This is a genomic window from Secundilactobacillus paracollinoides (assembly GCF_001702155.1).
In the GTDB taxonomy this organism is placed as follows: Bacteria; Bacillota; Bacilli; order Lactobacillales; family Lactobacillaceae; genus Secundilactobacillus; species Secundilactobacillus paracollinoides.
In genome coordinates, this window is the sequence record NZ_CP014912.1 from 766,730 (window position 1) to 785,504 (window position 18,775).

An 18,775-nucleotide genomic window follows, 5' to 3' on the forward strand; every position below is an offset into this window, starting at 1 on the left:
AGCTTAGTGCGTTTATCTACTATATGGTTAGTTGTCGCCGTTAAACAAAATGTCGCGGATGTAGTCAACAGGCATTTCCTTACCCGTCCAAAGCTTGAAGGCTGCGGCGCCTTGTTCAAGCATCATACCCAACCCGTTGAAGACGTGTTCAACACCAGCTTCTTCAGCAACTTCCATCAACTTAGTTGTCCGTGGGGCGTAGACCGTATCGAACACGATCAGATCCTTGCGGAACCATGATGGGTCGCTCACTAAGGTTTGACCTTCCAACGGGTTCATCCCAACGCTGGTGGCATCGGCATAGATGAAGGCGTCGTCGATTTCCTTCTTGAAATCATCCTGGTCTTCCAAGTGGTGCAATGTGGCTTTGCAGTCCGTCTTTTCGTTGATCAGATCAACGTTGCGTTGTGCTTGGGCCAAGAATTCATCATCCCGGTTGAAGATAGAAATTTCTTTAACACCATCTAATGCACATTGAATGGCAATCGCAGTTCCGGCACCACCGGCACCAGCTAACGTCATCTTCTTGCCACGAATGTTGATGCCTTCGTCGTCCAATGACTTGATCATGCCGATTCCATCAGTGGTGTACCCTGTCAAAACACCGTGGTCGTTAACAACGGTGTTAACAGCGCCAATCATTTCAGTAGCTGGGTCAAGTTTATCTAATAAAGGAATAATTTTTTTGCTTGTTTGGCATTGAGATGTTTGAGCCTCTCATGTCCAATGTTCTGATAGCGTTTACAGCACCTTCCAAACCATCATTTGTGATTTCAAAAGCAAGGTATGCGTAGTTTAAACCCAGTTTTTCGAAAGCATGGTTGTGCATTGTAGGAGACATGGAATGGCGAATAGGATAAGCCATTAAGCCGATTAAAATTGTGTGTCCATCTAGTTGATTCAAAGACATGAAAATCACTCCTAAGTTTATTTAATAAGGTAAAGACATTAATTGTTACTCAATTCACTTGCAATATTATCATGGCAATTTATCAAAATAAATAATACTCAGCGCTTTTTATGATAGAATATATCTATAAATAGCAAGGAAGGCTAAGACTATGAACTTACGTCACCTACAATTTTTCCGCGAATTAGCAAAAACACAACACATGTCCAAGGCGGCTGAAAACCTTGGTATCTCACAACCGTCACTGAGTTACGCCATTAAAAAATTAGAAGCTGAAGTCGGCGTCCCGTTGTTTGAACCCGACGGTCGCAATATTAAACTGACACAAATTGGTAAGATCTATCTCTCGTATATCGACAACAGTCTGGACAGCCTGTCCCAAGGAAACGCTATTGTCCGCCAATTAACGAATCCGGACCAAGGGCACGTCAATTTAGGATTCACCTATACCATGGGGCAACGACTTGTGCCTGAGCTGATGACCCACTTTAAGGCGCAAAAAGAAAATCAAAAGATCAGCTTTGATCTTGGCCAAAACACCACCCCACAACTTTTACAGGATCTGTACAACGACAAGTACGATGTCGTTTTAGCGTCCTATTCTGAATTCTTTAATGAACAGGAAGCTGATAATGTCTTTCAGTTCATTCCCATCGTCAAGCAAGCCATTCGGGTCGCTATTCCAGTCGACCATCCGTTAGCAACCAAGGATAAGATTTACTTCAAAGACCTGGAAAAATATCCGATAATTCTCTTTTCAAAGAATAGTGGCTTGCGCCCATTAATTGATAAAATCATCGCCAGCAGCGGGATCAAACCCAATGTTCTGTATGAAATCGAGGAAGACTACACCATCGCCGGCTTCGTCGCGAACGGTGTCGGCATCGCCATCATGCCAAATCTCCCGTTGCTGAACCAGGACCGCGTTTTGTTGCGGCCAATCGAAGACAACACCACGAGCCATGATCTTTATCTCATCACCAAACAAAACCACTTTGTCACCCCATCCGTTCACCGGTTCCACAATTTCGTTCGCAGTTATTGTCGGCAGACGTTCGCTAGTGCTAAGCAGTTGATTTAATGTGCTACACTGTCGATTCGTTGCAGGCATATGTCAGTCAACACCTGGTGCCATTAGTACTTCGACGCCGCTTCGTTGCGCCGTTCGGCCCTGCAGGCTGAGGTGGGGTCGCTCCGGAGCTATTGAATTTCTTGTCAGAAATTCAAGGATCTCCTACGTCTCCCGTGTTACTAGGCAAGGAAAGAACCCTTGCCAACTAACACCGACACCACAGCCTGCAATGCCGAACGGCTCCACTACGCTACAATCCTTGAAAGCCTCAATATTGAAAATGAGTGTTCATAGCAGTGCTCAGAAGCCAGTTAGTTTATCCAGATTGTCAACTGACACATCGTAAGAAGCATTGCTATTGAGAGTCTGGCAGCAGTCAAGTGCGGATTCTCTTCGAACATGGTCTAACGCTAATGTGATGCTTAACTTATCCGAAAAATAAAACTCAACGTCAGTGAAATGCAGCAATTCGGCAGGTTGTCGTGGTGTCGACATCAGTTAGCGACCGTTTCTTGGTCGGTTACTGATGTGCGAGACGACTGAGATCCACTCGAGAGCTGCGCAGCAGAAATCGAGTTAGCTCAGTCGCGAGCCACTACGACGGCCTGCCGAATTGCGGAATGCAACGAACTACTATGGACAAATCAAAAAAACAGATACCGCTCACTCGAGCCATACCTGGTTTTTTAGTTTAAATCAATTCTTCTTCCGTTACACCCTCAGCATCAGGCTTCTTCTGCCGTAGAATCACCATCACTGACAGTGCACATAAGATGCCGATCAGTGCGATGCCCACGTCAAACCACATGATGCTGTGAACGCTTGTTTTCGACAGGATACCTGTAAATACGGGGATCGAAAACGACGCGATGGCGCCCGCCGTATTGTAGATGCCCGTGATTCGACCCTTGGACCTTGGAAACACATTGCCCATAATCGTCAAGCCAATCTGCATCACGCCACTGGCTGCTGAACAGCCGATAACAAACGAACCGATATACATCAACCAGCCAACTGGGAACATCGCCATCAGCAACAGCGTCACAAACGACAACAGCGTGTCACCCACCATGAACCAAACGGGTTTGATCACGCGTTCCACCAGCATGACCGTTGTGATCACACCCAGAATCGAGCCGACACTGTACACGCTAACTAGCATCCGTGCATGCACCATGTCCAGTTTAACGACTGTTTCACCGTACTGGGTCAGCCACTGACTGATTAGATAGAAGGTGGCCATAGAAATGTAGCCGAAGATGGTCAACACAACCCCCAGCAACAGTTTGCGCGGCGTCATTTTTGACTTTTCCTCTGGTGCGGTTAACACGCTCTTCGTGGTGTCAATTTCCGGCTCCGGTGCAACTTCCTGCGCCATATCTGGGAACTGTCGGTGCCACATCACAACAAAGTTGATGGCTAAGGCAACCACACAGAATGTAAATGACCAGCCAAACCACAGATTGAAGCCTTCCAAGGTCGCAACAAAGATTGGCAAGATCAGTTCACCAATTGACGCAAACGCCTTGATTAAAATATTGGCGGCGGCTTGTTTTTGCGGATACAGCTCCATCAAGGCCGGGTAAGTCCCAGTATCCAAAAACGAGTTCGCCATTCCGGCTAAAATCCCAAAGAAGTACGCCTCCACCACGGTGTGCGACAAAATAATGCCCACAAAGAAACAGATGTAGGTGGCGATTCCAATTTTAACGAATAATCGCCGGCCAAAACGGTCTGACAGTGCGCCGGCAATATAGAGCACTAATAACCGACCAATCCCCAGTGATGAGATCACATAGGAGACGCCCGCGTCCCCGACGTGCCAACGGGTACCCAGTGCCGTCATATTTTGCGCCAAGATCACAATGGCCATCCCGTGGATCAAGTAATCAAAATAGAGACTAAAGGTGGTCTTTAATCGTTCTTTTCGTGACATTTTTCTCACCTGTACCTTGATCAGATTTGAATTGAGTAACCGTCAGTACAAATGTTCAGTAATTAACATAATTAAATACTATTTAAATTTAAATGGTGGGCATTGTCAAGAAGAATTCATCCGGCACTTTGGTCTCGCAAAATCCTGGGAAACAAAGATAGCTATTCTACGCCGTTTAAACCGTTTTCAATTCCAAACAAAAAAGAAAGCACTTCCCAATGCTTTCTTTTTTAAAACTTTACAATGATATGGCTTTTGAAACGCATGACCTGCCTAACTTATGGTTATCATGTGCATTCCCAAACACATGTTATGCTTCAGGTAGGTGTAAAAATGTTGAGATTTCTTCTGTTGGAATCGACTTGATTTCAGGTTCACCTAAGGCCTTTAGGTAAACCAGGTTCAAATGGCCGTGACGATTTTTTTTATCGTTTTTGACCTTGTCGAGTACCAGTGGTGAAGTTAAGAGCGGTGATGTGGTCGGCAGATCAACCGCCGCCAGCCGGTCCTTCAAGGCTGCTGTAATGCCTGTTTCAGACAAGCCCGCATCTTCGAAGACCTGCATCAACGCGAGCATCCCAATGCTGACTGCTTCGCCATGCCGTAGGTCGCCGTCAGCCAGTGCTTCGACTGCGTGACCCAGCGTGTGGCCAAAGTTCAGGAGCTGTCGGGTGCCGCTCTCAGTTTCGTCCGCCATCACGACCTTCGCCTTATACCCGATGGAACGGGCGCTGAGCTCTGGCGAATGTGTCAGCAGATCAGCGGGCGAGTCGATGGTTTCGATCAGTTTCCAAAAGTCACCACCTTCCAAGGACGCTGTTTTGACGATTTCGCCATAGCCCTCAATTAAATCGCGTTGTTTCAACGTTTGTAAGGTGTCTGGATCAATGATGACCAGGTCTGGTTCGTAGAACGCGCCGATGATATTTTTGATCGTATCCAGATCCACAGCGGTCTTGCCGCCGACGGAACTATCGACCTGTGCCAGTAGTGATGTGGGGATCTGAATGAAACGAATGCCGCGCATGTAGGTCGCTGCCAGCAGACCTGCGAGATCACCGGTCACCCCGCCACCCAAGGCAATCACCCCGTCATCGCGGTTAAAGGCAGCAGCGGCCATCTTTCGAGCCAGGTCTGCTAGCACTGTCAGTGATTTTGATGCTTCACCAGCTGGAAAGTCGTAGCAGTGCACTTCAAACCCTGCTTGTTCCAGCGTTTTGGCAACGCGTTCTTGGTAAAGTGGTGCAACGTTGTCATCACTGACAAGCGCAATTCGTCTTGGTGACCATAATTTAGCCACCAGGGCGCCGGTTTGGTCCAGCAGCCCGCGTTCGATCAACACATCGTATGACTGGTTCGGTAACGTGACGGATACTGTTTGCATCTTAGCGCCCCGCTTCCGCTTGCTGGTTATCCATGCCGGTCAGCAGGTCGCGGATAGCGAGTGCCTTTTCGGCCATTTCCTTGTATTCGTTTGGCTTCAAGGCTTGGGCACCATCGGAGAAGGCGTGGGCTGGGTCATCATGAATTTCAACAACTAATCCTGACGCACCAGCAGCGGTTCCGGCCAAAGCCAATGGTGTCACAAATTCAGTATGGCCAGCAGCGTGTGATGGGTCAATGATCACTGGGTAGTGGGTCAATTTTTGCAAAACAGGCACAACGCCAACATCCATGGTGTTCCGGGTGTACTTGTTATCGAAGGTCCGGATGCCCCGTTCGGCAATCATGATGTTGTGGTTGCCATCAGCAGCAATGTATTCTGAGGCGTTCAAGATATCGTCAACCGTTGCGGACATCCCGCGCTTCAACATCACTGGAATGTTGGTCTTCCCAACAGCTTTCAAGAGTGAGAAGTTCTGCATGTTGCGGGCGCCAATTTGGAAAATGTCAGTGTACTTGGCGACCATTTCAACGTGTTCGTCATCCATGACTTCAGTCAAAACGTCCATGTTGTATTCATCAGCGGCCTTGCGGAGAAATTTCAACCCGTCTTCGCCTAATCCTTGGAAGGAGTATGGGGAAGTCCGTGGCTTGAAGGCCCCGCCACGTAAGATCGTTGCGCCACTGGCTTTGGCCACGGCAGCCATCTTTAGGACGTGTTCCTGTGATTCAACGGAGCATGGCCCGGCCATCAGTGAGAAGTTATCACCGCCGATAACGCTGTGTTTTGTTTGAATAACGGTATCTTCTGGATGGAATTCACGGCTGCCTTGAACGGCTTTTGGTTCGTCCGTGATGATTTCTTTGACAGCGGCTTTTTCGCTGGCACTCAGGTCTTCAGGAGTAACACCCTGCAAGGCAACGCGGTTGTTATGGACGAATAGATCGTGGGTGTCACCGAAGTGTTGTTTCAGTTCTGAGATAACGGCTGGATCTTCTTTAGTCAATACAATAATCATTTTGCATTCCTCATTTCTGGTTTGGGTTAGTTTTTTAAGTTATTTTGCGACAAGACTGAGTAGGTGGTCGTTCACCACTTCTTTGACAGTGGCAACCGGCATTGGTTCTGACGTCCACTGGACGAACGACCCGGCTGCCTGGTGAATCAGCATGCTGATGCCGTTCATGGTGCGGCATCCCTGTTGTTTAGCGACCTTCAGAAAATTTGTTTCCAGTGGGGCGTAAATCGCATCCGCCACAAACTGTTCTGGCTGCAGTAACGCCATGATGCTGTCATCGAGCGGGATCCCCGTGTTGGTCCCCATCCCGACGTTGGTGGTGTTCATGATAATGTCGGCGTCGCTGATGGCCGTTGCCATGGCATCCAGGTCCTCATATGGGAGCACCCGGATGTTGGGCGACCAGCTGGTCAGCTGATCATGGATGGCGTCAAAGGTGCGGTTATGCCGTTTAAATACGGTGATGATCGCCCCGGCTTCAGCACTGGCCGCAACCACTGCCCGACCAGCGCCACCAGCACCTAAAACGACGATGTGCTTGCCCTTGACTGTGAGTCCCTCATCGGTGAGGGCATCCACAAACCCCTGGCCATCGGTGCTGTCCCCCACTAAGTGACCGCTTTGGTTAATAATGGTATTCACGGCACCAAGTCGTTTGGCCATCGGAGTCAACTCATCCATGTAGGGGATGACCGCTTCCTTGTACGGCATTGAGACGTTCGCGCCCCGTACTGACAAGGCTCGCAATGAGGCCACCGTGTCACCTAATTCTGCCGCCTCGACATCGAAGGCTAAGTAGACGCTGTTGATGTCCAGGGTGTTGAAGCTCGTGTTGTGAATCAGCGGCGACAAACTATGATGTGCCGGTGCTGCAATCAATTCAAATAAATCGGTATGTCCATCAAACATTTCTCTTTTCCTCCTTGTCAAAATCTAACGGTCGCTGTTTTGACCCATCGCCGTTATTCATCCGAAGATAAACAAAAATCCCGCAGTGTATGTGCACTGCGGGAAAGAATTTCTGCCGAATAATCTAATATAATCGGCGTTTATCGGTTCACACAGTGAGTAAAACTAACTTTCTTAACTGTGTGACCTAACCATGTTGAAAAACTATTGGTCGCACAGGCTGCTTGAGAGTGGTGTCTGCAACCCGTACGTTGTAGACACCTACCTGAACCAATAGTAACTAAATCGATTTGAATTTCGGTTTATGCTTTCTGTCATGATTGTTAGCTTCTAAAAATTAAATTAGATTTTGATTGCTTTTAACAATAAACTATCTTGGCGATTCTGTCAACGATTAATGCGTTTTTAATTTAACTTATTTATTGAATATTGAGATAATGTCTATTGATGAAACTGCTATCTCACGGGATTATATTGGATGAAAGCTGATTAGTCAGGGATTTAAAAACTTTTTAAAATTTATTTTTCAGTCTTTTGATGATTACGCTTCATAACTATTATAGGTTAATACCATAATATATAAATTATAATAATCTTATTTCATCATTCACTCTGTTTAGTGATTCAAACCGTTCTCTAATATTAATCGATGCTTTCAGCATAAAACAAAAGGCCAACTCTCTTGCGAGTTGGCCTTTTGTGTGTCTCTAAATCCGAATGATTACTGTTGTTTCCGTTTTCTAGTTAAGGCTAAACCGAAGAGTCCCACAAGGAGCCCCAACAGCCCTAATGTGCCCGATTCACGTGTATCATTTGTCTGTGGCAACGTTGTTTGCGGCGTTGTCTTTTGCGCTTGATTGCCATACTGGCCAGTTGTTTTTGCTGGTTGCCCCATTGACCATGTGATGGTCTGGGTCGAAGTAACCGGTGCGGTCGTTTGGCTCAGATCAGCCTTTTGACTGGATTGAACAGTGGTTTTAGCCCCAGTCTGTTGAAGCTGACCGACATGGACTGGCTCTTCTGTGCCATCCGTGATATCTGAATCAGTTTGCTGTGTGGTTGCTGGTTCATCAGTGGTGGTTACAGGCGTGTCACCAGGGGTTGATGGTGTTTGGTCATCCGTTGACGTGCCCGTTGTCGGGGTGTCGGTTGTGCCTTGGCCATTGTCTGGTGAACTGACGATGTTTTTCTGGTAAACATAAGTGATGACTTGATTGTCCGCTGTAAAGGTGCCAGTTGGTGTGGCTGATCCAGTTGCAAGGCTTACATAGGTGTACCCAGGAATATCCTGATGGGTAACCAGATAGCCGTTACCAACGCTAGCCGTTTTTGTAACCGATGGTGCAAGCGGATTGCCATTCTCGTCCACATAGTTGATGGTTAGGGGCCCGCTCTTTTGTGGCGTAGTCTCTTGGCCAATTGCTGAGTATAACAATGTAATCGTCTGCGGGGTTTCCGTTAAAGTCCCGTCTAATGAAGCTGAATCCGGCGCAACGCCAATAGTCTGATAACCATCGATTGGTGCTTGAGTTACTGCATACCCCTTTCCAACTGTACCATCTAGTGTCGATGTTTTAATTAACTTGCCGCTAACGTCCTGGTAATTGACTGTGAGTGTGCCAGCTGGAACGCCTGTAGTCTCTTGGCCAATTGCTGAATATAACAAAGTAATCGTTTGTGGGGTTTCTGTTAACGTCCCGTCTAGTGAAGCCGAATCTGGCGCAACACCGATGGTCTGATAACCATCGATTGGTGCTTGAGTTACTGCATACCCCTTTCCAACTGTACCATCTAGTGTCGACGTTTTAATCAATTTACCGCTAACGTCCTGATAATTGACTGTTAATGTACCAGCTGGAACACCTGTAGTATCTGTTCCAATTGCTGAATATAACAGTGTAATCGTTTGGTCTTTATCAGTTAGTTCACCATTCAAAGATGCTGAACCAGAAGCCACGCCAATGATACGATACCCATCAACGGCTTCTTGTGTGACGCTATAAGAATTTCCTACAGCACCAGTTAAGACCACACTAGATTTCACCTGTTCACCATTCACGTCCATGAAGTTAACTGTTAAGGGCTTAGCAATGTTCTCTGAAAGACCAACTTTCTGATAGCTGACAATGACCGTCTCATCTTGAGGATCAGTAGTCGTGGCCGTTAAAGCACCAAAACTAGTTATACTACTTGCCGCATACCCATCAATATGTGGTGTATAGACTGTCGCATCCGTGACGTCTGGTGTCCAAACATAGTTTCCTGAATCAGCGTCATAATTACCCGTCCAAGTAACTGTTTGTGTATTCGATGCTGGCGTTTCATCCTCAGGACCTGAATAGTTGACTGTATAGTCTGTCGTCACTTGAATAATTGTTGGCTGATAACTCACAGTCTCAGTCTTTAAAGTTGGTGCAGTTGGTATCACAATTGAAAAGGCCGCGCCACCAATGTATTGAATTGGCTGTGTATTATTGACCGTCCCATTGGCGTTTAGGCCAACATAGAATGTGTAATCGGTTTCAGTGACACCTTTTTGCAGAACCCAGGCTTGACCACTTGGGTTATCTGAATTCAACGTACTGTTTTTAAAGTTACGGTAACTCCCATCATCCTCGGCCTCAACTAAATTACCGTAGATAACAGCGTCCGTACTGTTTGTTACTTTAATCCCTTGGTTTCCATCAAGGTCCGCAAACCCAGCAATTAAATCAAGTGTTGCCGGTTCACCTGTATCAGCGTAGTAATATTTAACTGATGCCGAAATATCCTGAACGTTATGGGGTGTAAACCCGATTTGATCAGCGGTCGTATCGATATAGGAATTGGTTGTGCCTTTAGCTGGTGTGTAGCCTGTGATACTCTCCACCACAGTGATCAACCGGCCAGATTGTGGGTCCGTAAAGGCTTTCTCATAAGTCCACGAAGGTAAGTTGCCGTCGTTCAACGTTTTATTAGTTGCATCGATTCGCTTGGCACCCTCAGAAAAAGTAATATCAGCAACTTTCTTGGCTTCATCTGACGCTGTTTCCGTAGTGGCTGGAGCCCCACCACCTAGAAATTGTATCAGCTCTTCATCCGTCCAGTTATCAGGTGAACTAGACGTGATTGCGACTGTGTTGTTATCGTATACTTCTTTTTCTGCTGCATATGCCGCGTTATTTGGTTCTTGATTCTCAGTCGCTGTTTTTAAATCCGAAATTGCTGTCGCATTATCAGTCTCAGCCTGTGCAACCGTCTCAGCCAAATCATCTGGTGTTGTCGTCACAACTTTCGGATCATTTTCTGTGACAGCAACACCCGTGTCTTTAGCTGTATCAACAGCATTCTGCAGATCAGACGAGCTGGTCTTTAAACTATCAGTATTTGTCGTAGATGCACTAACAGGCGCTGTCTCAGACGGCGTCGTTACTGCCTCTTCTTCTGTTGCTGGCGTTGATGTAACTGGTGTCTCAGTGACGTCACTACCATCATTGGTATCGTCAGTGCCTTCCGACTGAGAACCGCCAGTAGTTCCCTCACTTATATCATTGGTTTTCGCAGCACCACTGGTTACCCCGCCTTGTACAGTCGTTGACTGAACACTCGTAGTAGCTGCTTGCGCTTGTTGCGGTAATGTAAACAGCACCATGCTCCCTAAAACTGCGGTTGATACTAGTAAAGTCTTGGTCCAGCCAGACTTTACCCCATCTAGTTGTTTATTTTTCATGTTTAGTTCCCCCAGTTACCTAATCCCGTGATAATTTCCAATATGACATTCCACCAATAGTGTACCATATTGTTGGGAAAATAAAACGCTTATTCCAAAATAATATATGCCTTGGGAAAAATTATTTTTGCTCGAAAACCTTCTAATAAGGGCGATTAATTTTGCCGGTCCTTCGAATAACTTTCCGTTGACAAACCTATCCCGCGTGAGTAGTCTTATCACCAATCAAATACCGTCCATAAAAACCAATGATGTGGAGATCAAGATTATTGTGCACGTAAAGAGAGTCGTCGTCGCTGAGAGTACGGCCGAACGCAAGTAGTTAAATGGACCACAGAGGGTTCCGGCGAAAGATACAGCATGTATTGATTACCCGGGAACGTTCAGGCATACGTCAGTTGTCGGAGGTGTGAATACGCACCTCGCTAAGGGTGGTCAAGGGGGAAACTCTTTGACTGAAGTAAGGTGGCACCGCGGCATAAATCGCCCGTCCTTATCTAAGCGCTAGCTATGCGTTTGGATATGGACGGGTGTTTTTTATTCTCTCAGACTAAAGGAGTAACCAGCATGAAACGATGGCAGTTCTAATCACCAGTACCCACACATGTCAAACAAAACTATATGAGGTGACAAATCATGAAATTAAATGACCTAAAAGAACGCAGTGTTGGCTACCCAGCCGTTCCCGTAACCCTGCAATTTAGCATGCCAGACTTTAACCCAGTTGATATCTTTAACGCGTTGAAGGGCACCAACGACCCTGGCTTTCTCCTTACTGGGAAGCCAAAGGAAACCGAAGACGGGTATACGCTGATTGGTCTGGGACCGACCCACACCTATACCTACCGGGATCACATTTTGACCGAGGAGGAAGCCGATGGGCACACCCTCATCAGCAAAACAGATTTAAAACCGATCCTCGAAACTGTCTTAGCCGAAAATAAAACACCAAAGTTGCCCGACATGCCGCCATTTACCGGCGGCCTCGTTGGCTACTTCAGTTACGACTACGCGAAATATGCAACCACCGCATTGCGTGAAGATGTAGCTGACCCAATGGTGTTGGACGATGCTGACTTACTGCTCATCAAACGGGTGATTGCATTCAACCACCGAAAAAAGATCGTCACCCTGAGTCAAATCGTGGCCACAGATAAGCTTGACGACGAATACGAGGCTGTCATGGCACAGTTAACTGACTTAAAAGAAACGTTACTGGCTAGCACACCAAAACAGTTGCCTGATTTTCGGTTAACTAAACCATTCCACTTTCACTTTAGTCTCGAAGAATTCACTGAGAAAGTTGCTGATACCGAAAAGCACATCGTGGATGGTGATATTTTCCAACTCATTTTATCTAACCCGCAACAGGCAGAAATGAGTGGGTCGCTCCTCGGCGTTGCACCAACGCTGTTTAAGACCAGTCCCTCACCCTACCAATTCTACTTTCACCACCGCGACTTCGAAACGTTGGGTGCGTCGCCTGAAACATTGATCACCAAACGCGATGATACGCTGTTCACCTATCCGTTGGCCGGTACCCGGCGCCGTGGTGACACCCCAGAGGAAGACGAAAAGTTTGCTCATGAATTGCAAACCAGTGAAAAGGAAAAATCAGAGCACAACATGCTGATCGACCTTGGCCGCAATGATTTGGGCCAAGTGAGCCAATTTGGTTCCGTTCAGGTGACCCAAACACGAAACCTACTGAAATTTTCAAACGTGATGCACCTTGGATCAACCGTTGAAAGCACCGCTAATAAGGATGCCAGTGCCATCGATATCGTCAACGCTGTGTTACCTGCCGGCACGTTATCTGGTGCACCGAAGATCTCTGCGATGCAGATTATCAGCAACCTTGAGAATCGCAAACGCGGCGTTTACGGCGGCTGTCTTGGCTATCTCGACTTCAGTGGTGACCTAGATCTCTGTATCGGCATTCGACTAACTTACCGCAAAGGAAGCAAGATCGTCGTCCACTCCGGTGCCGGCATCGTTGCCGACAGTGTTGCCAAGTATGAATATCAAGAATTTAACAACAAGGCCCGTTCCGTGGTGAACGCCATCAACGCCGCCGACAAGGGAGGAATCGCACATGCTTTATCTAATCGATAATTACGACAGTTTCACGTATAACTTGTATCAACTCATTGGCACACTCACCGAGGAACCCATCACCGTTGTGAAAAACGACCAGATCACAGCTGACGAACTCGCCGCAAAACAACCAAGCGGCATTATCCTTTCTCCCGGTCCTGGCCGCCCTGAGGATGCCGGCAACATGAACAGTATTCTGGAAGCCTTCATCGGCAAAGTGCCCATTTTAGGCGTTTGCCTGGGGCATCAAGCGATTGGTGAAGTCTACGGTGCCCAAGTGATCCACGCGCCAAAACTCATGCATGGCAAGCCATCTCTGATGACACAGCAGGGCAACGACAGCATGTTTGCTGGCCGCCCGGCACAGTTCGAATGCGCCCGGTACCACTCACTAGTGATCGACCCAGCTACCTTGCCAGACAACCTGAACGTCACGGCCACTGCTGAGGATGGCACGATTCAAGCCGTTGCCGATGACGTCAATCAAGTCTATGGTGTTCAGTTCCACCCCGAATCGATCATGACGGAACATTCAGTTGGTCAACAGATCATAAAAAATTATTTAGCGCAAATTCCTATCGCAACAGCGCTTCGCGGCCTTGCGTAAAAAATAGTTTCAACAAACTTGTTGACATCTATCTTAGAAAGTTTTAATCTTATGCCAATCAAATAATTCGTCCATACAAACCTATGATGCGGAGATCAAGATTACCGTGCATGTAAAGAGAGCCGCCGTTGCTGAGAGTGCGACCAAACGCAGGTAGTTAAATGGACCACAGAGGGTTCCCCCGAAAGAGTATCAAGTACGGGGAAACGCACAGACATGCGTCAGTTGTCGGAGATGTGAATATGCATCTCGCTAAGGGTGATGGTATCGAGAGTAGTCTCATACTATCAAATTAAGGTGGCACCGCGGAATTCAAATCCGTCCTTAACTCAGTACACACTTTGTTGTGTGGGCTGATGTTATGGGCGGATTTTTCTATTCCAAGGGAGATCTTACAAATGACAATCAAAACACGATGGCAACTCCAGTTCGCATCACTTCATATCGCACATGACACTCAAACCCAATCCACTGGAGGAATTACCCATGACAATGACAATCGAAAATGCAATTACTAAAGTAGCAGCTCGTGAAGACTTAACCTTTGATGAAATGAACGACGTAATGAACGAAATTATGGACGGCAAAGCAAACGACATTCAAATTTCCAGCTTACTGACTGCCTTAACAGTGAAGCACGAAACCGTTGAAGAAATTGCCGGCGCTGCTGATTCCATGAGATACCACGCCTTAACCTTCAAGGCCGGCGAACCGGTCCTTGAAATCGTTGGTACTGGTGGTGACCACGCCAACTCATTCAACATTTCAACCACGTCATCGTTGGTCGTGGCCGCAGCCGGCACGCCCGTTGCTAAGCATGGTAACCGGGCCGCTTCTTCTAAGAGTGGTGCCGCCGATGTCCTCGAAGCCTTAGGCGTCAACATCAACGTCACCCCAGAGACCAGCGAAGAGATCTTAAATAAGATCGGCATTTGCTTCTTATTTGCCCAAGAATATCACCAAGCCATGCGCTTTGTGGCGCCGGTTCGTAAGACATTAGGTATCCGGACGTTGTTCAACATCCTTGGCCCACTGGCTAACCCAGCCCACGCCGGCATGCAACTCTTAGGCGTTTACGATGACAACTTACTTGAACCAATGGCCCACGTACTCAACCAATTAGGCGTTAAAAACGCCTTAGTCGTTCACGGTACTGACGGCTTGGATGAAGTTTCCATCTCAGCCCCAACCAACATCGTTGAGGTGCGTGGCGACGACTTCAAGTCCTACACCATCACCCCCGAACAATTTGGGTTGACTCGGGCCACCAAGGCTGACATCGTCGGCGGTACCCCTGAAGATAACGCTCAGATCACCCGCGACATCCTCGCCGGCAAGAAGGGGCCTAAGCGCGATATCGTTTTAATGAACGCCGGCTTAGCCCTTTACACCGCTCACCCAGACATGACCATTGAAGATGGCATTAAACTTGCCGCTGAAATGATCGACACTGGCAAAGCCCAAGCAAAGCTCGAAGAATTGATCACCTTAACGAAGGGAGCCCAAGTCGCATGATTTTAGACGATCTCGTGGCAGCGACCAAGCGCCGCTTAACCAAAGAAAAGCAAACTGAATCACTTGAACAGGTCAAAGCCCGCGCTGCAACAGTCCCTACCAAGGATCCGCAACAAGTCTACGACCGCTTCCTAGAACCCGGCATGCACCTGATTGGCGAAGTCAAACAAGCCTCCCCGTCAAAGGGTCAAATTGCCACTGACTTTCCCTATCTCGACATTGCCAAGGACTACGACCAAAACGGGGTGACCGCAATTTCCGTTCTGACCGAACCCGACTATTTCAAAGGGGACATCCGCTACCTTGATGAGATCACCAATGAAGTCACCGTACCCGTACTGCGGAAGGACTTCGTTGTTGACGACTACATGCTGTACCAGGCCAAGGCTGCCGGTGCCAGCATCGTCCTCCTCATCGTCGCCATCCTGACCCCGCAGCAACTACACGACTATTTTAAAGTAGCAACTGACTTAGGCTTGGCCGTTCTGGTTGAAGCTCATGATGAAACCGAAGTGCAGCAAGCCCTCGATTTAGGCGCCAAAATGATCGGCGTTAACAATCGGGACTTGAAGACCTTCACCGTTTCCCTGAACAACAGTTTGAACCTGCGCAAGCTCGTCCCAAACAACATCGCCTTCATTGCCGAAAGCGGCATTCATGACCGCGATAACATCGCAACGTTAGAGGCAGCAAATGTCAATGGTGTGCTCGTGGGCGAAACGCTCATGCGCGCCGATGACAAGGTAGCTAAGATCAACGAGTTATTAGGAGTGACCGTCAATGACGCAAATTAAGATCTGCGGCCTGATGCGTGACCAGGACGCTGACGTTATTAATGAAGTAAAACCAGATTTTGCGGGCTTCGTTTTTGCCCCAAGTCGCCGTCAGATCAGTCTGGAAACCGCATTACGATTCCGACAGATCATCGACGACTCGATTCCTACCGTGGGGGTGTTCGTCAACGCGTCCCTCGACGAGATGCTGACCGCCTTTCGTTCCGGTGCGATTCAAGTCGTGCAGCTTCACGGCAACGAGTCTGAAGCAACCGTTCAAGCATTAAAGGATGCGGGCGCCAAGGTGTTCCAAGTCTACAAACCAGACGAACCGATCACCCCGACTGCCGCCGATTACACCATGCTAGATAGCGGGGCCGGTTCAGGTATCCCACTTGACTGGAAGCGCGTACCGCAAGCCAGCCACCCCTTCATTCTGGCTGGTGGCTTGACCCCGGAAAACGTCACCGAGGCCATCAACACCGTTCACCCGGACGTCGTTGATGTTTCCAGCGGTGTTGAAACTGACAAACAAAAGGATCCAGCAAAGATTCGAGCAATCGTGACCACTGCTCACAATAACTAAACTAAACAACTGAGAGGACCTTTCCAATGACCGAATTAAATCTTGAATTGAACAAAAACACCACTGGCCGTTACGGCGAATATGGTGGCCAATATATTCCCGAAACCTTAATGAACCAGCTCGATCTGATGACCCAAGCCTACGAGCATTACAAGAACGACCCAGAATTTAAAACAGAATTGCACGACCTGCTCGTCGATTACGCCAACCGGCCTTCATTACTCTACTATGCGAAGCGCATGACGGAAGACCTCGGTGGTGCTCAGATCTACCTGAAGCGTGAAGACCTCAACCATACCGGGGCCCACAAGATCAACAACGTGATCGGCCAAGCCTTACTTGCGAAGCACATGGGCAAAACGCGGTTGATTGCCGAAACTGGTGCTGGCCAACACGGTATTGCCACCGCAACGATTGCTGCCCTGTTTGGGATGGAATGTGAAGTGTTCATGGGCAAAGAAGACACTGACCGCCAAAAATTGAACGTTTACCGGATGGAATTACTCGGTGCTAAAGTGCACCCCGTTACCAGTGGGTCAATGGTCCTCAAAGATGCCATCAACGCGGCGTTACAAGAGTGGGCTACCCGGGTCGATGACACGTTCTACGTCATGGGCTCCGCAACTGGTCCTCACCCATACCCACTGATGGTTCGGGATTTTCAAAGTATTATCAGTCAAGAATCAAAGTCTCAATTAAAAGACCAGACTGGCAAATTACCAGACATGGTCGTTGCCTGTGTCGGCGGCGGCAGCAACGCCATCGGCAGCTTCGCCAACTACATTGACGAGCCAAGCGTGCAACTCGTTGGCGCCGAAGCCGCTGGTAAAGGCGTTGATACGAACTTGACCGCCGCCACCGTTGAACGGGGTTCCGATGGGATCTTCCATGGTATGAAATCCATGTTCCTGCAAAACGAAACGGGCCAGATCAATCCCGTTTACTCCATTTCAGCTGGATTGGACTACCCTGGCGTTGGCCCAGAACACGCTGCCTTAGCCGCATCAGGCCGAGCACAATACGTGGGCATTACCGACGATGAAGCCGTCGCTGCTTTCGAATACATTGCGAAAACAGAGGGGATCGTTGCCGCAATCGAAAGCTGCCATGCCGTAGCATACGTCCAAAAGATCGCCCCAAAGATGCGGAAAGACCAAATCATTGTCTGCACCCTATCAGGCCGCGGTGACAAGGACGTTGCTTCAATTGCCAAGTACAAAGGAGTCAATATCGATGACTAGTAAATTAAAACCACTTTTTAACAACAACAAAGCTTTCATTCCATTCGTTGTCACAAACGACCCTGACTTTCAAAGTACGGTCAATAACGTTGTCGCACTCGCAAAGGGCGGCGCCGACATCGTTGAATTAGGCCTGCCCTTTTCAGACCCCGTTGCTGACGGGCCAGTCATTCAGGCGGCAGACATTCGTGCCCTGAAGGCAGATCCAGATATTGCCACCGATACCTTCTTTGACATTGTTGAAGCGATTCGGAAAGAAACGCAGGTGCCATTAGTCTTTCTGACCTACCTGAACATTCCGTTCCAGTACGGCTATGAAAAATTCTGTGCCCGCTGTGAAGCACTCGGGGTTAACGGCCTTGTCATCCCTGACTTACCCGTTGAGGAACGCGGTGAGATCGACCCATTTGCTGCTAAGCATGGCATCGACATCATTCCACTGGTGACGCCAACCTCAGCCAGCCGAATCGAAAAGATCGTCTCCAAGGCGACCGGCTTTATCTACGTGGTCTCCTCACTTGGGGTTACTGGCGAACGGACTAAGTTCGCTGATGACCTCAACGACCTTGTCACTCGCATTCGTGCTGTGACCGACGTCCCAACCGCTATTGGGTTTGGGATCCACACGCCGGAACAAGCCGCTGAAATGACTGCCATTGCCGATGGTGCCATTGTCGGGAGTGCCTGTGTCAACCTGGTTGCTGAATATGGTGACCAAGCACCACAAAAATTAACGGATTACACGAAACAAATGAAGCGGGCCATTGCTGGTCAGACCAGCAACGCCTAACAATTAATAAAAACCAGCGTTCCGATATGTCGCAATTGATTGTGGCAATCGAAACGCTGGTTTTTATTAGGAAAGAAATAAGTAGAGAAACTCGTGGCGGGTTAACGATACACGCGGTGCATCAATCACCGCATTTCCTAACCCTTGATGCCAGTATAGGGCGTCATTGTAAAGAACTCATGTTGTTCGTGTAACGATTGTTTAAAGGTTTGCGCTAATCAGGGCAAG

The 18,775-nt window shown here is 48.1% G+C and carries 13 protein-coding genes and 1 pseudogene; 8 read left to right on the forward strand and 6 right to left on the reverse strand.

Going from position 1 to position 18,775, the window contains the following annotated elements; all coding sequences use genetic code 11:
* Positions 1 to 27 precede the first annotated feature (27 nt).
* Positions 28 to 910: pseudogene (locus AYR61_RS03130) on the reverse strand (shikimate dehydrogenase).
* Between the two features lie 151 nt (positions 911 to 1,061).
* On the opposite strand from AYR61_RS03130, the gene AYR61_RS03135 reads away from it, so the two are divergent.
* Positions 1,062 to 1,991, forward strand: a complete 930-nt coding sequence (locus AYR61_RS03135) for a LysR family transcriptional regulator (RefSeq protein WP_065901616.1) — start codon at positions 1,062 to 1,064, stop codon at positions 1,989 to 1,991.
* Positions 1,992 to 2,673: 682 nt separating this feature from the next.
* Here the strand turns inward: AYR61_RS03135 and AYR61_RS03140 are convergent.
* The 5 genes from AYR61_RS03140 to AYR61_RS03160 form a co-directional block, all read right to left on the reverse strand.
* Complete coding sequence (locus AYR61_RS03140) at positions 2,674 to 3,918, reverse strand: MFS transporter (protein WP_065901618.1); 1,245 nt, start codon at positions 3,916 to 3,918, stop codon at positions 2,674 to 2,676.
* A gap of 310 nt (positions 3,919 to 4,228) precedes the next feature.
* A complete protein-coding gene (aroB, locus tag AYR61_RS03145) occupies positions 4,229 to 5,302 on the reverse strand; it encodes a 3-dehydroquinate synthase (RefSeq protein WP_056987595.1) in 1,074 nt (357 codons plus the stop codon).
* A gap of 1 nt (position 5,303) precedes the next feature.
* Complete coding sequence (gene aroF / locus AYR61_RS03150) at positions 5,304 to 6,320, reverse strand: 3-deoxy-7-phosphoheptulonate synthase (RefSeq protein ID WP_065901620.1); 1,017 nt, start codon at positions 6,318 to 6,320, stop codon at positions 5,304 to 5,306.
* A gap of 39 nt (positions 6,321 to 6,359) precedes the next feature.
* On the reverse strand, positions 6,360 to 7,229 hold the full coding sequence (gene aroE, locus AYR61_RS03155) for a shikimate dehydrogenase (RefSeq protein WP_054709417.1): 870 nt from the start codon (positions 7,227 to 7,229) through the stop codon (positions 6,360 to 6,362).
* Positions 7,230 to 7,950: 721 nt separating this feature from the next.
* The gene (locus AYR61_RS03160) at positions 7,951 to 10,938 is read right to left on the reverse strand and encodes a MucBP domain-containing protein (protein ID WP_065901623.1); all 2,988 of its coding nucleotides are present in this window, start codon (positions 10,936 to 10,938) and stop codon (positions 7,951 to 7,953) included.
* 636 nt (positions 10,939 to 11,574) lie between these two features.
* Here AYR61_RS03160 and AYR61_RS03165 point away from each other — a divergent pair.
* The 7 genes from AYR61_RS03165 (at position 11,575) to trpA (ending at position 18,547) form a co-directional block, all read left to right on the forward strand.
* Positions 11,575 to 13,053 carry an anthranilate synthase component I family protein gene (locus AYR61_RS03165; RefSeq protein WP_056987448.1) on the forward strand — a complete coding sequence of 493 codons (1,479 nt, stop codon included), beginning with the start codon at positions 11,575 to 11,577 and terminating at the stop codon, positions 13,051 to 13,053.
* On the forward strand, positions 13,034 to 13,642 hold the full coding sequence (locus AYR61_RS03170) for an anthranilate synthase component II (RefSeq protein WP_065901625.1): 609 nt from the start codon (positions 13,034 to 13,036) through the stop codon (positions 13,640 to 13,642). The genes AYR61_RS03165 and AYR61_RS03170 overlap by 20 nt, the downstream gene beginning before the upstream one ends.
* Before the next feature lie 492 nt (positions 13,643 to 14,134).
* On the forward strand, positions 14,135 to 15,157 hold the full coding sequence (trpD, locus tag AYR61_RS03175) for an anthranilate phosphoribosyltransferase (protein ID WP_054712133.1): 1,023 nt from the start codon (positions 14,135 to 14,137) through the stop codon (positions 15,155 to 15,157).
* Positions 15,154 to 15,951, forward strand: a complete 798-nt coding sequence (trpC, locus tag AYR61_RS03180; protein ID WP_056987447.1) for an indole-3-glycerol phosphate synthase TrpC — start codon at positions 15,154 to 15,156, stop codon at positions 15,949 to 15,951. The genes trpD and trpC overlap by 4 nt, the downstream gene beginning before the upstream one ends.
* The gene (locus tag AYR61_RS03185; RefSeq protein WP_065901626.1) at positions 15,938 to 16,516 is read left to right on the forward strand and encodes a phosphoribosylanthranilate isomerase; all 579 of its coding nucleotides are present in this window, start codon (positions 15,938 to 15,940) and stop codon (positions 16,514 to 16,516) included. The genes trpC and AYR61_RS03185 overlap by 14 nt, the downstream gene beginning before the upstream one ends.
* Before the next feature lie 26 nt (positions 16,517 to 16,542).
* Positions 16,543 to 17,757, forward strand: coding sequence for a tryptophan synthase subunit beta (trpB, locus tag AYR61_RS03190; protein ID WP_065901628.1), 1,215 nt, complete (start codon positions 16,543 to 16,545; stop codon positions 17,755 to 17,757).
* The gene (gene trpA / locus AYR61_RS03195; protein ID WP_065901630.1) at positions 17,750 to 18,547 is read left to right on the forward strand and encodes a tryptophan synthase subunit alpha; all 798 of its coding nucleotides are present in this window, start codon (positions 17,750 to 17,752) and stop codon (positions 18,545 to 18,547) included. Before trpB ends, trpA begins: the two co-directional genes overlap by 8 nt.
* The last annotated feature ends 228 nt before the right edge of the window (positions 18,548 to 18,775 follow it).